Annotated in this window: 9 protein-coding genes; 7 read left to right on the forward strand and 2 right to left on the reverse strand. The window is 68.2% G+C overall.

Annotation, left to right across the window (positions count from 1 at the left end):
• The first annotated feature begins 196 nt into the window (after positions 1–196).
• The 4 genes from E1165_RS23420 to E1165_RS23435 all read left to right on the forward strand — a co-directional run bounded on the left by E1165_RS23420 (position 197) and on the right by E1165_RS23435 (position 5,046).
• The gene (locus E1165_RS23420) at positions 197–997 is read left to right on the forward strand and encodes a carbohydrate ABC transporter permease (RefSeq protein WP_243704952.1); all 801 of its coding nucleotides are present in this window, start codon (positions 197–199) and stop codon (positions 995–997) included.
• A 5-nt stretch (positions 998–1,002) separates the two neighbouring features.
• Entirely contained in the window at positions 1,003–1,920 is a 918-nt protein-coding gene (locus E1165_RS23425) for a carbohydrate ABC transporter permease (RefSeq protein WP_132393911.1), read from the forward strand.
• Positions 1,921–1,922: 2 nt separating this feature from the next.
• A complete protein-coding gene (locus E1165_RS23430) occupies positions 1,923–3,860 on the forward strand; it encodes a glycoside hydrolase family 127 protein (protein ID WP_132393912.1) in 1,938 nt (645 codons plus the stop codon).
• Between the two features lie 157 nt (positions 3,861–4,017).
• Positions 4,018–5,046, forward strand: a complete 1,029-nt coding sequence (locus E1165_RS23435; RefSeq protein WP_132393913.1) for a LacI family DNA-binding transcriptional regulator — start codon at positions 4,018–4,020, stop codon at positions 5,044–5,046.
• A 73-nt stretch (positions 5,047–5,119) separates the two neighbouring features.
• Here E1165_RS23435 and E1165_RS23440 read toward each other — a convergent pair whose 3' ends face one another.
• Both E1165_RS23440 and E1165_RS23445 read right to left on the reverse strand, forming a co-directional pair.
• Positions 5,120–6,343, reverse strand: a complete 1,224-nt coding sequence (locus E1165_RS23440) for a cellulose-binding domain-containing protein (protein ID WP_132393914.1) — start codon at positions 6,341–6,343, stop codon at positions 5,120–5,122.
• Positions 6,344–6,787: 444 nt separating this feature from the next.
• Positions 6,788–7,810 carry a LacI family DNA-binding transcriptional regulator gene (locus tag E1165_RS23445; RefSeq protein WP_132393915.1) on the reverse strand — a complete coding sequence of 341 codons (1,023 nt, stop codon included), beginning with the start codon at positions 7,808–7,810 and terminating at the stop codon, positions 6,788–6,790.
• A 439-nt stretch (positions 7,811–8,249) separates the two neighbouring features.
• Here E1165_RS23445 and E1165_RS23450 point away from each other — a divergent pair, with 439 nt between their 5' ends.
• From E1165_RS23450 to E1165_RS23465, 3 genes are all read left to right on the forward strand, one after another.
• Complete coding sequence (locus E1165_RS23450; RefSeq protein WP_132393916.1) at positions 8,250–9,692, forward strand: family 43 glycosylhydrolase; 1,443 nt, start codon at positions 8,250–8,252, stop codon at positions 9,690–9,692.
• Positions 9,689–12,976, forward strand: a complete 3,288-nt coding sequence (locus E1165_RS23455; protein ID WP_132393917.1) for a discoidin domain-containing protein — start codon at positions 9,689–9,691, stop codon at positions 12,974–12,976. Before E1165_RS23450 ends, E1165_RS23455 begins: the two co-directional genes overlap by 4 nt.
• A gap of 256 nt (positions 12,977–13,232) precedes the next feature.
• The gene (locus tag E1165_RS23465) at positions 13,233–13,931 is read left to right on the forward strand and encodes a pentapeptide repeat-containing protein (protein ID WP_132393918.1); all 699 of its coding nucleotides are present in this window, start codon (positions 13,233–13,235) and stop codon (positions 13,929–13,931) included.
• Positions 13,932–14,195: the final 264 nt, after the last annotated feature.

The raw sequence follows: 14,195 nt of genomic DNA on the forward strand, positions 1-14,195 counted from the left end.
GCTTTGGGTTGGCACCCGCTGCGGCGGGACACGACCCGGATGCGTCGACCGCCCACCCCGCCGAGTACGAGAGGTTCCCATGAGAGTCACCACGCCGTCTCGCTCGCCCGGTGCGGCGATCCGTGGCCGCGTCCGTCCCCGTGGCCGCCAGGGCCTGCTCGGCTGGCTCTACGCGGCACCGACCGCGGTGTTCGTCGTGGCGCTGTTCGCTGTGCCGCTGCTGCTCGTCATCAGGATGGCGGTGTCGAGGTGGCCGCTGCTGACCGGCGACCAGGGAGTCAATGCCCCGGACAACTTCGTGAAGGCGATCAACCACCGCTTCTTCGCCGACTCGGTGGTGTTCACCGTCAAGTACACCCTCCTCGCGACCGCGCTGCTGCTGGCTCTCGGGTTGGGACTGGCCCTGCTGGTACAGGAGTCGGGACGCTGGAACAACCTGCTGCGTGCGTCGTTCCTGATTCCCGGCGCCCTCGGGCTGGCTTCGGCGTCCCTGTTGTTCTATGTGCTCTATTCACCGTACGCGAGCCCGCTGGCACCCGTGATGGATGCCCTGGGCTTCACCTTCCTCGGTTCACCGAACGCGGCACTCTTCTCCACGACCTTCCTCATCGTGTGGCGCTACGCCGGCTTCTACATGGTGCTCATGCTCGTCGGCCTGCAGGGCATACCGGCGGATGTGTTCGAGGCCGCCCGTTCGGACGGTGCCAGCCGATGGCAGATCTTCCGGATGGTCACCCTGCCGCTGCTACGCCCGACGCTGGCACTGACGACCGTGCTCTGCGTGACCGGCTCGCTGCTCGCCTTCGAGCAGTTCTACATCCTCACCAAGGGCGGCCCGGACAATAGCACGATCACCATTGTCCAGCTCATCTACATGGTGGCGTTCCAAGGGCAGAACGACCTCGGTGTCGCGGCGGCGCTCTCCCTCATCGTGCTGGTGGCCCTGATCTTCGTCAATGCACTGCAGCTGCGTGCCTTCCGGTCCGAGGAGAGTTGACGCCGATGGCCGCTGTTTCCCGTTCCAGCTCGACCGCTGCCGGCCGATCACCGCGGCGCCGCGTCGCCGAGGCGGCCGTGCCCCGCCGATCGAACGGCGTCACCATCGCCGGTGTCGCCCTGCGCACGCCGTACTGGGTATTCACCGGAGCCCTGGGACTCATCTTCCTGGCTCCGCTCATCTGGACGGCGGTAGCCTCGGTCGCCCCGCAAGCCGGCACGAACCAGGTGGAGGGCTGGGGGTTCGGCAACTACCAGACGTTGGCTCACTATCAGGCCGGCATCTGGCGCTACCTCGCGAACTCGGCGTTCGTCTCTTTGCTCACGGTCGCCCTGACGCTGCTGGTCTCCTTCTTCGGCGGTTACGCGTTCGCGCGGTTCCGCTTTCCCGGCAAGAACCTGCTGTTCCTGGTCACGCTTGCCATCCTGATGGTTCCTTACGCGACGTTGCTGATCCCGCTCTACGTGCTGCTCAATCAGGTAGGGCTGCAGAACTCCCTGGTCGGCGTGGCCCTCGTGCTCACGATGTTCCAGTTGCCGTTCTCCACCTTTCTGATGCGCATCTCCTTCGAGGCGGTGCCGCGCGAGCTCGATGAGGCAGCGCTGGTCGACGGGTGTTCGTCGTTCAGCGCACTGTGGCGAGTGTTGCTGCCTGCGGTGAAGCCGGGTCTGATCACCGTCGGCCTGTTCGCGTTCCTCGCCGCCTGGAACGACTTCGTGGCGCCGCTGATCCTCATCAACGACAGCGAACGCATGACCCTTCCGCTCGCGGTGTCCAATCTGCGCGGTCAGGTCCAGGGTGTCGTCGACTACGGGGCGACCGAAGCGGGCGTCGTCGTTCTCGCCCTGCCGTGCATCGTTCTGTTCCTGATGCTTCAACGACACTACGTGCGCGGCTTCATGTCCGGCGCGCTGAAGGGGTGAGCATGAGCGGCACCGCACCGATCGCCGCACCTGTCCTGCCGATCCGCGGTCGGTATCGGCCATTGGGGTTGACCGGATTTCGGCTCTCCAGCGGTTTCTGGGCAGAGCGGCAGTCGATCAACAGCGCCGCCACCCTCGAGCACATCGGGCACTGGCTCGAACGGGAAGGCTGGATCCGGAACTTCGACCTTGTTGTGCGGGGTGAACCTTCCCGGCAGCGCCGCGGGCGCGAGTTCTCCGATTCGGAAGTCTACAAGTTCCTCGAAGCCTTGGCGTGGGAGATCGGCCGGACCGGCGATGCCGGTCTTGAGTCCAGGTTCCGGGCCATAGTGCTGCGGGTGGCCGGGGCGCAGGAGCCCGACGGTTATCTCAACACCAGGTTCGGCCGGTCAGGGCAGGCACCGCGGTGGTCCGACCTGGAGTGGGGCCACGAGCTCTACTGCGTCGGTCATCTTCTGCAGGCGGCGGTCGCCCGCATCCGGACCCGGCCGGACGCGGACGACGGGCTTCGCGAGGTCGCCCGCCGTGCCGCCGACAACGTGTGCGAGACATTCGGGCCCGACGGCATCGACAGCATCTGCGGGCATCCGGTGATCGAGACAGCTCTGGTGGAGTTCGCCCGGGCCACCGGTGATGACCGCTACCTGGCCCAGGCTGCTCGCTTCGTCGACCGGCGGGGCCACGGCCGGCTCAGCGATGTGGAGTTCGGCCGGGAGTACTTCCAGGACGACCTGCCCGTCCGGGAGGCGACCGTTCTGCGTGGGCACGCGGTAAGGGCAAACTACCTCGCCGCCGGCGCCGTTGACGTCGCCGTCGAGCTGAAGGACGTCATCCTGCTGGACGCGGTCCGCGCCCAGTGGGAGAACACGGTGGCGCGGCGCACGTACGTCACCGGGGGACAGGGCTCCCGCCACCAGGACGAAGCGTTCGGCGAGGACTGGATGCTGCCCCCCGACCGCGCCTACTCCGAGACCTGCGCCGGGGTCGGCTCGGTGATGCTCGCGTGGCGGCTACTGCTCGCCGACGGCGATTCCCGGTACGCCGATCTCATCGACAGGACGCTGCTGAACGTGGTGTCGACCTCGCCGTCGGCCGACGGGCGGAGCTTCTTCTACACCAACACCCTGCACCGTCGTGAGCTCGGCACCCCCACCGACGTCGACCGGCCGAGCCTTCGCGCGGCGGCGTCGATGCGGGCTCCCTGGTTCGAGGTTTCCTGCTGTCCGACCAACGTGGCCCGCACCCTGGCCAGCTTGACGGCGTATGTCGCCACGTCCGACGACGAAGGCCTCCAGCTTCACCAGTACATGCCCGGCACCGTCGAGCATCGCCGGGCCGACGGGCGGTACCTGTGCCTCACCATTGCCACCGACTACCCCCATGGCGGGGAGGTCCGGGTGCGGATCGACAGTGACCACGACGACCCCTGGTCGCTGTCGTTGCGGGTGCCGGGCTGGGCGGGCCAGGGTGCCACGGTGACCGTCGACGGGGCGACCCGGCCGGTCGGCCCGGGCATGGTCACCGAGCGGCGGAGGTGGCGGCGAGGCGACGAGGTCCTGCTGGCCCTGCCGGTGGCACCTCGGTTCACCTACCCGGATCCTCGCATCGACGCGATCCGTGGCTGTGTCGCCGTGGAGCACGGTCCGCTCGTGCTCGCTCTGGAGTCTGTGGACGTCCCGGGTGTCGAGAACGTCGACGAGCTTCGCGTCGACACCAGCCAGCCGCCCAGGGTGGTCGACGGCAGGGTCACGGTGAGCTGCCGGCGGGTACGGCTGCGGGATCACGAATGGCCCTACCACACCGACGCGGCCGGGTCGGCGGGGGTGGTCGGCGAGGAAATCTACACGGTGCCGCTGGTGGAGTACCGCGCCTGGGCCAATCGCGGGCCGTCGACGATGCGCGTCTGGATCCCGGTGAGCGCTCCGCACGAGACGGGCTGAAGGTGCGACGGGGCCGTAACCATGCCGGAACACCGCTGAAAACGTTTTAGGATGTGTTTCCACCAAGGGCTGACTGTTTTGAGGGCTGCCCGGCTCCGCGGTCAGCAGCTCATCGACGAGCACCCTGCCTGTGACGGTCGCTGGGAGGAAGCATCGCATGACCACCGAGTCCGCGGTCCCCGCCAACCGCCCGCCCAGGCTCACCGATGTGGCCAGGCTCGCCGGAGTGTCGGTTGCCACCGCGTCGAAGGCCATCAACGGGCGAGGCGAGGTGAGGGCGGCCACCAGGGTTCGGGTGCTGGAGGCGGCGGAGTTGCTGTCCTTCGCGCCGAACGCCCTGGCCCGCGGACTGCTCAGTGGCCGGACCGGGACGGTCGGCCTGTTGACAAGCGACCTGGAGGGGCGCTTCTCGATTCCCATCCTCATGGGCGCGGAGGACGCCTTCGGGGCGGGTCAGGTCTCGGTCTTTTTGTGCGATGCGCGCGGTGACGCGATCCGGGAGAAGCACCACGTACAGGCGCTGCTGTCCCGGCGGGTGGACGGCCTGATAGTCGTCGGCTCCCGCACCGACCCCCGCCCGCCACTGGCCGGCAACATCCCCGTACCGGTCGTCTATGTCTACGCCCCGTCCGCGGATCCGGCCGATATCTCGATCACGGTCGACAACGTGGGCGGTGGACGGCTTGCCATCGAACATCTGCTGGCGTGTGGCCGGCGCAGCATCGCCCACATCACCGGTGAGGCCGGGTTCCAGGCGGCCCGGGACCGTGCCGCCGGCGCGGCGGCGACGCTCGCCGCCGCGGGCCTGAGCATGGTCGGCGACCGGCCGTACTTCGGGTCGTGGGACGAGTCCTGGGGGCGGGCCGCGGCACGGATGGTCGTTGAGCAACATCCCGAGGTCGACGGCATCTTCTGCGGCAGCGACCAGATTGCCCGCGGCGTGCTGGAGACGCTGCGCGACGTCGGACGTGACGTGCCCCGCGCGATCTCGGTGATCGGCTTCGACAACTGGGAGGCGATTGCCGCCCACGCTCGTCCGCGCGTGACCAGCATCGACATGAACCTGAAACACCTCGGCGCGGTGGCCGGCAAACGGCTTTTCGCGGCTATCGATGGTGCCGTTCCCAGCTCGGAGGAGTTCCCCGGTCGCGTCGTGATTCGCGAGTCGACCCTGCCCATCGGCTAGGTTCGGCGTCCGCGCACCGGGTGCGGGTCGACCGCCCCGGGGCCGGAGGCTGGCCGGGCCCCGGGGCGGTGGTTCAGTAGCCGTAGCGGTTCTTGAGGTGGCGCCACCAGTCGCGGAGCATCCAGGCGTCGAACTCGGTGATCGAGGCGGAGCTGCCGGCCTTCATGATGAACCCGCCGACGCCACTGGGGGTCCAGTCGTAGAAGTCGTCAAGGCCGAAGGTGTGGCCGATCTCGTGCAGCAGGATGGTCATGTTCTCGGCATTGAGGTTGGCCATGTAGTACTCGCGGCCCATTCGCTGGCCCCAGTCACCGCCGGCGCCGCCGCCGAAGCCGTCGGTCAGCCACAGCGACTGGTCGTAGTGCCGACTGGCGCCGCCGGGGCAGTTGGGGTACTGGCCGTTCTGGTTGGAGTACCGTCCGCAGCCCTCGGAGCACTGCGGAGCGTTTTCCCGGATGTTGTTGACGTAGATGTCGACCGAGCTGTCGGACCACTGCAGCTGGTTGCGGTCGCGCACCGCCCAGCCGACAACCTTGATCGGCACGTTGTCGTAGGGCCAGCCGTTGTGGCCGACCATGATGTCCATCCACTTCTTGTACTGCCGGGCGAGCGTGGCGTGGATCTGGTCGCGCTGGGCGGCGGTGACGGTGGCGCTGGAGTCCCACCGGACACAGAAGTTGAGGTAACCCCGGTTGGCCATGACCTGGTCCCAGCCGAAGTTCCGGAACCCGTACAGGTTTCCGTTGTTGTAGGTCTCCTCCACGTGCCGCCAGACCTGGTCTAGCGGGGTCACCAGATGGGCCGGCGGGTTCCAGCCGCTGGTGGGCGGCGGCGTGGTCGGGGTGGGTGCCGAGGTGGTTGGTGCCGGCGTACCCGGCGCGCCGGTGCACGTCACACCGTTGACGGCGAACGAGGTTGGCGCCGGGTTGTTTCCGCTCCAGGAACCGTTGAAGCCGAACGACGTGCGCGCTCCGGTGCTCAGGGCGCCGTTGTAGCTGAGGTTGGTGGCGGTGACCTGGTTGCCGCTCTGGGTGATGGTGGCGTTCCACGCCTGGCTGATGCGCTGCCCGGCGGTATACGTCCAGGTCAGTGTCCAGCCGTTGATCGGATCACCGAGATTGGTGACTGTGACGTCGGCGCCGAAGCCGCCGGTCCACTGATTGGTGATCCGGTAGTCGACCCGGCAGCCGGGGGCGGCGGCCTGCGCCCCGGCGGTCGTCAGCACTGCGCCGCCGGCGGTGGCCAGCGTAGCGATCACCGCGATCACGAGTCGCGCGCCGGTTCTGGGCGATGTCATGGGCGGTCCTCCAGTGGTCGGCCCGAGTGTCCGCCGGCATCGAGCACCCAGGGGGCATTGATTGGCTTCCATGCAAGCTAAGTGCGGCGCGGGGCGGTAGCAAGTGCCATGCGGTGGGGTTCGCAAGCATCGGCGGAATTCGGCGTTACCTCTTGCCGAAATGGTTTTCGTAGACAAAGGTGACACGGTTGCCCTGCGCTGCCCCAGGTGGACATGTCGGGTTTCGATGCAGCTGTGGCGGCCGGCGGGACGTTACCGAGGCTGGCCCAGGTGTGACCCGAAACCGCTTTCGGTGATCACTGCCAACGGCCCGGTAGGCCGAGCCGTCCCCATCACCAGCAGCGACCACGCCGTCGGGCTGGTCGGAAGATGGAAAAGGCCTTCGGTCCCGCGACGCGTCGGCGCGGTGGCAGGCGAACGCCCGTGCCCGCCGCCCCAATAGGTTCAGCGGTGTCGTGCGGGCCCGGTGGACTCGCGTACCACGAGGCGGCCGGGCTGCCGGATGACACCGGTGCCGGGATTGCCGTCCAGGGCGGCGAAGAGGTGGTTCACCGCGGCGGCGCCGAGCTGTTCGAGATTGAGGTCCACGGTGGTCAGGGGCGGGCGGCAGTCGGCGGCGAAGAACTCCCAGTTGTCGTACCCGACGATTGCCACGTCGTCTGGGATCCGCCGGCCGAGGTCGCGCAGCGTGTCGGCGGCGCCGGCGGCGATCTGGTCGTTGCCGCAGAAGATCGCGTCCAGGTCCGGCCGGGCGGCCAGCAGCAGCCGGGCGGCGTGCCGGCCCCACCGTTGCGACCATTCGCCGTAGAGCGGGTCGCCGGCGAGGGCGAGTCCCGCCTCGGCGAGCACCGTTCGCAGCCCGGCCGCCCGGTCGCGGGCCGCGCGATAGGTGTCCGGTCCGGTGAGGTGCCCGATCCGGCGCCGGCCCTGGGACACCAGGTGCTCGGCGGCGAGCCGGGCGCCGCCCTCGTCATCGGCGACGATCGACAGATCGCGCGGGTCGGTCGACTCCGCGTATGCGTACACCACCGGGACCGGGATGTCCTGGGTCAACGACGGGCGCAGGTCGTTGCTGTCGCCGACCACGATGAACCCGTCGACCTGGCGCGCCAGCAGGGTGCGGATGTAGTGCTGGCGGCGGATCCCGTCGCCGCGGGCGTCGCACAACAGGACGGACATCTGCCCGTTGCCGAGGGCGTTCTCGGTGCCGAGCAGGATGGGGATGGCGAACCGGCCGCCAAGTTCGTCGGTGAGCAGCCCGACCGTGCGGGTGCGCCCCGAGATCAGGCCGCGGGCCAGCACGTTCGGCTGGAAGGACAGCTCGGCGGCGACCCGCAGGACCCGTTCCCTGGTGGCCGGGGCGACCTCCGCGCGGCTGTTCAGCGCTTTGGAGGCGGTGGCGACGGAGACGCCGGCGCGGTTGGCCACGTCGCTCAGGGTTACTGACTGGAATCGTCCTCGGCCCATCGAAACCCTTTCGGAAGCTTTTTCAGGATGGCCGTCAGTCGCTTCCTGCCCTCCGCTGCCCGCAAGCGTAGTGCGCGGCGTGGTCGCGGGGAAAGCGGAGAAGCCATCGAGGATGGTAAAAGTTCACCTCACCGGCATCTTGCCGAAACCGTTTTCGTGCTGCACGCTAACGGCGGGAAGTGATGGATGTCGATCTCTCGGAGGGATTCATGTCGTCCACCCTCCTGTCGGCCGCCCCCCGCCGGAGCCCTCGCTCTCGCAGACGACCGCGATCGCGCCCGATGCCGCGGCGAACCCCACCTGTCGCCGCGAGCGACGGATACCGGGTCTACTCCCGCCCGCCGTCGCCGGGGACCGCTCGCACCGCAACCGCTGGCAACGGCACTCGGTTCCCCGGCCCCTGCGCCACCCGTCCGGTTCCTCCTGACAGGAGACCCCCATGCGACGACGACCCGTGGTCCGCGTCCTGGCCGCCGGCTGTGCCGCGGCGCTGGCCGCGAGCCTGACCCTCACCCCGCCCGCCTCGGCCGCCAACCCCATCATCACCTCCATCTACACCGCCGACCCCGCGCCGCTCGTTGTCGGCAACACGATGTACGTCTACGCCGGCCGGGACGAGGCCGCGCCGGGCAACAACAACTTCGTCATGCGCGAGTGGCACGTCTTGTCCTCCACCGACGCGGCGAACTGGACCCACCACGGTGCCCGGGCGAACATCGGTACGTTCCCGTGGGCGGGGGCCGATGCCTGGGCCAGCGAGGTCGAATACCGCAACGGCCGGTACTACTGGTACACATCGGTCAACGGCAACGGTGCGGGTTGGATGAACATCGGGGTCGCCGTCGCGGACAGTCCTCTCGGCCCGTTCACCGACGCCAAGGGAGGGCCGTTGATCAGCGACAGCACCCCGAACTCGTCGCCGTTGAACATCGACCCCACCGTCTTCGTCGACGACGACGGCCAGGCCTACCTGTACTGGGGCGGCTACTGGGGGCCACGGGCGGTCCGGCTGGCCAGCAACATGATCGACACGGTGGGCTCGGTGGTCACCCCGCAGGGGCTGACTAGCTTTTGGGAGGCCCCGTTCATGTTCAGGCGCAACGGTCTCTACTACATGATCTACGCGGCGAACGACACCCAGGGCTGCGTCACCTCGTCGAGCTACGCCTGTCAGCGCTACGCCACCGCGACCAATCCGATGGGCCCGTGGACGCACCGTGGCGTCGTGCTCGGGCAGGTCTCCTCGACCACCAACCACGCCGGCGTGGCGCAGTTGAACGGTCAGTGGTACATGGTCTACCACAACGCCAACGCGCCGGGCGGCGGTAACTTCCGCCGCTCGGTAGCGGTGGACCGGATGTACTTCAACGCCGACGGCACCATCCAGCCGGTCGTACAGACCACCACCGGCCCGCCGCCCAACCCCGGCGGCGGAACCCAGCCACCGGCCGGCACCAACCTGGCGCCCGACGCCACAGCCGACACCTCGCACGTCTCAGCCTGGGAGAGCCTCGCCGCGATCAACAACGGCGGCGTGCCGACCAGCTCCGCCGACCGCAGCAACCTGGCCTACGGCAACTGGCCGCAGCAGGGCACCCAGTGGATCGAGTACCGCTGGCCGAGCGCCCGCACCATCGACCGAGCCGCCACCTACTGGTTCGACGACGACCAGGGCATCGACCTGCCCGCCTCCTGCCAGGTGCAGTACTGGAACGGCAACAGCTACGTCCCGGTGCCCAACCAGTCGGCCTGCGGCGTCGCGGGTCACACGTACAACGTCACCACGTTCAGCCCGGTCAGCACCACTCGGCTGCGGCTGAGCATCACCTCCCGTGCCGGCTACTCCACCGGAGTCCTGGAATGGATGGCGTTCCAGTCATGAGCAGAAGTCGACCCCTCCGCGCGACCCTGTCCACCCTCCTCACGGCGACCCTGGCGGCGGGCACCCTAGCCGTCACCACCGGGCCCGCGCACGCCGAGCAGACCATCGGCTACCCCACCTTCTCGGGGCCGGCCGTACCGGCGCCGCCGGTGGCCTACTCCACCGGCAACACCATGCAGGCCATCTACGACGCCGAAAGTGGCGGCACCGACTTCTGGATGGACCGGCTGCTCGCCCGGCCGGGCAACGACCCGGCCGGCACCTGGCTGATGACCCGGGGCCGTGGGCTGTTCATGTACACCCACAACCCGTCGGTGATCGGCTTCGGCGGCAACACCGCCTACTGGGACAACATCAGCAGCCAGAACGCCTACACCATCACCACCGGCACCGGCACCGGCACCGTAACCGAGCAGGTGGCGCAGCGCTGGCAGGCCCCCAGCCACTGGCGCAGCGTGCACACCGGCAGCGGCCTGCGAATCGATGTCACGAAGTTCATCACCCACCAGAACGTGGCGGTGACCAACCTGACCGTGACCAACACCGGCTCGGCCAGCAGCACCGTGCAGCTGCGGGTCACCTCGCCGTACGCCACCTCGGGCAGCGGCGGCGAGCTGACCGGCAGCCGGCAGGTGAAGAACAACCTGACCACCATCCGGCCGCGGTTGTCCGGCGACGGGTTCACCGTCAGCAGCGGCGGCCTCAACCGCTCAGTCAGCCTCGGCGCGGGCCAGAGCATCACCACCAAGGTGCAGATGGGCTTCGTCACCGACGAGATCCCCGAGTCGCTCACCGAGTACGCCAGCTACCGCGACGCCAACCCGGCGAACGCGTTCGCCACCCACGTGCGTGAGTACAACCGCTGGTGGGCGGAGAACGTGCCCTACATCGACGTGCCGGACCCGGCCATCAAGAAGAACATCTACTACCGCTGGTGGCTGATGCGCTTCAACCACCTCGACGTCGACATCCCCGGCCAGGACTTCCAGTTCCCCACCTCCATCGAAGGGGTGACCGGGTACAACAACGCCATCGTGCTGACCCAACCGATGCACGTCGACGACCTGAAGTACCTACGAAACCCGATCTACTCGTACGGGCCCTGGCTGTCCGTCGGGCAGTCGTCTGCCAACGGTCGGTACATGGACAATCCCGGGGACCCGGAGAACTGGTCGAACAGCTACACCCAGTACCTCTCCGAGGCCGCCTGGCGGGCGTACCAGCTGCACGGTGGGCAGCCGGCGATGCTGCACAACCTCGCCCGCTACGCCGAGTCGGACGTCAAGGGCCAGCTTGCCACCTACGACACGAACAACAATGGGGTGATCGAGTACGACTGGGGAGCGATGACCGGTAACGATGCCGACGCGGTGTCCTTCCACTGGCGCTCCGGCAACCTCGACCGCGCCGAGGGGGCGTACGTCTACAGCAACGCGCTGGCTGCCGCCCAGGCGTACACGCTGATCGGCAACACGGCCAAGGCCACCGAAATGCAGTCCCTGGCCAACCGGATCCGCGACGGCATCGTCAACGTGCTGTGGAACCCGGGCCGACGCCTGCTGGAGCACCGTCACGTGGCCACCAACACCCACGTGCCGTGGAAGGAGATCAACAACTACTATCCGTACGCCGTCGGGCTGATGCCGAACACCGCCACGTACCGGGAAGCCCTCCGGCTGTTCGACGACCCGGCCGAGTATCCGATCTTCCCGTTCTACACCGCCAACCAGCGGGACAAGGCCGCCGCGGCCGCCGCCGGCAACCCCGGCAGCAACAACTTCTCCACCATCAATTCGACGGTGCAGTTCCGGCTCTACTCCTCGGTACTGCGCAACTACCCCAACCAGTGGATGACCGCGGAGCACTACAAGAAGCTGCTCTACTGGAACGCCTGGGCGCAGTACATCAACGGCAACACCCAGTGGCCGGACGCCAACGAGTTCTGGTCCAACTGGAACGGCTCGTCGATCACCTACCGGTCCTGGATCCACCACAACATCCTCGGCAGCAGCAACTGGACGGTTGTCGAGGACGTGGCCGGCCTGCGGCCCCGCACCGACAACACGATCGAACTGCATCCGATCCCCATCGGCTGGTCCCACTTCGCGGTCAACAACCTGCGCTACCGCAACGCCAACCTCAGCGTGGTGTGGGACGACCCGGCCGACGGTGTCACCCGGTATTCCGGAGTCCCGCAGGGCTACTCCATATACCTCAACGGGAACCGGGTCGCCACCGTGGACCGACTGACCAGGGTGCTCTACGACCCGGCCACCGGCGCGGTCACCCTGCCGGCGGGCGGTACGACCACCTTCAGCGCGGCTTTCTCCGGACTGCAGCTGCCGCAGGACGTCAGCCACACCAGCGCCCGGATGGTCGGCACGTTCGCCAAGGCCGGTGTCGACCTGGCCTCGACCACGCCCAACCTCGCCCAGGGCGCGACGACGTCGGCGTCGTACACCGCCTCGGGCACCTCCACCGGCGCCGCGACCGACGGATTTCCCACCAACGCACCGATCTGGGGGAGCTTCGGCTCGCCGAACGCCACCGACTGGTACGAGGTCAACTTCGGCCAGTCCCGGACCGTCGACGACGTGTGGCTGTACTTCCGCGACGACCGTGCCGGCAGCCGCTACCGGGCGCCGGCGTCGTACACCGTCCAGTACTGGAACGGCAGTGCCTGGGCTACCGCGGCGCGACAGGTCCTGAGCCCGACGGTGCCGCGGGCCAACTACAACCGGGTTCGCTTCACTGCGGTCACCACCCAGCGCATCCGGGTGCAACTGACCCACGCGTCCGGGTTCCATACCGGTCTGACCGAGGTCAAGCTGTACGCCCGCGGGGGCAACCCGCCGCCGTCGGAGAACCTGGCCGGCTCGGCGACGCCCTCGGCGTCGTACACCTCACCGTGGGAGTCGGTGGCGGCACTCAACGACGGTATCGACCCGCCGTCGTCGAACGACACGGTGAACCCGCGGTGGGGGACCTGGCCGAACGCGGGGGAGCAGTGGGCGGAGCTGACCTGGTCGTCCCCGCAGACCCTGCGCGCGGCGGAGGTGTACTTCTTCGACGACAACGGGGGCGTGCGGTTGCCGGCCTCGTGGCGGCTGCAGTACTGGACCGGCAGCGCCTACGCCGACGTGCCCGGGGCCAGCGGGTATCCGATTGGGCTCAACCAGTACAACCGACTGACGTTCTCCGCCGTGAACACGTCCCGACTGCGGGTGGTGTTGCAGGGTAACGCCGCGTCGGTGGGGCTGCTGGAGGTCAAGGCGACCGGCTGAGCGCACCGGGCGCCGGGCGCGGCGGCGTGTTCACAAGCTCACAGGCCGACCCGAAGTAGCACAGACCTTGGGGCACCGACTGCGTACCTACGTGGCCGGCGACCGATCGGCGGTCTGGCAGCGCTACCGATAGCCATCGTCCGGGTGGTCTTCTCCGGGCCGCTCTGGGCCGCTACGTATGGCGCTGCCATCCACACCAAGACACGCCGATGAGGCCGGTCGATCCAGCAACAGCAAGGCCACTAGGGTGAAGGCTATGGCCGCCCGGCGTGGATCCGCTGTCTGTTCACCTGCTACGCGGAAGGCGAAGGAGCCCCGAAGCCCGGTGCCGCCGGCCGAGGTGACGCTGTTTGAGGGTGTCGAACTGGAGCCGGAGTCGGAGCTGGAGGCGGTGGCTTTCTACAGCTCGAATCTGGTCGATCAGGATGCGTCGTCCGTGACGTTCGCGCAGTGTCGGCTCCGAGGCGCAGATCTGTCCGCGTCCCGGCTGGACCAGGTGACGTTGACCGATTGTTTGGTGACCGATTCCAGCCTGGCGAATGTGCGCGCTGACGGTGGCAGCATGACTCGGGTACGCCTGGCGCAGTGCCGGATGACGGGTGTGACCTGGGCCGATGGTGTGCTGCGAGACGTTGTGGTGACGGAGTGTCGTGCGGATCTGTCGGCGTGGCGGATGACGACGTTCGACGCGGTGACATTCGCGGGATGCAACCTTCACAGCGCTGACTTCACCAACGCGGACCTGCGGGGGGTGGTGTTCCGGGATTGCGACCTGACCAGTGCGGTGTTCCACCATGCCTCCATGGAGGGCACCCGCTTTCGTGGCTGCAACCTGGCCGGCGTCGGCGACCTCACCAGTTGGAAAGGCGCTGTCGTTCATCACACGGATTTGATCAGCCTGTCCTACGGTCTCGCGCAGGCGGCGGGCATTCGTGTTGAGGCTGAGGATTCATGAGGACGGGGCGGCGTGCGTCAGAGTCGCGGCGGCCCGTCACCAGCGCTGACTGGCCGTCACCGGAACTGGGTTCAGGGGGGGCGCGGTTTGTGGGTCTGCGGTACGAGCGGGCCGCGATCGGCGAGGTGGATCTGTGTGAGGCCGTGCATCGAGCCCGGACGGGTCTCGCCACAGAACAACAATTTGCCCAGCGGATCGTAGACGACCAGAGCTTTCATCGTGTTCAGCCGGGATTTCCGGACACGAACCGGTCCCTACCCGCCC

The organism is Micromonospora sp. KC723 (assembly GCF_004348595.1).
GTDB lineage: Bacteria > Actinomycetota > Actinomycetes > Mycobacteriales > Micromonosporaceae > Micromonospora.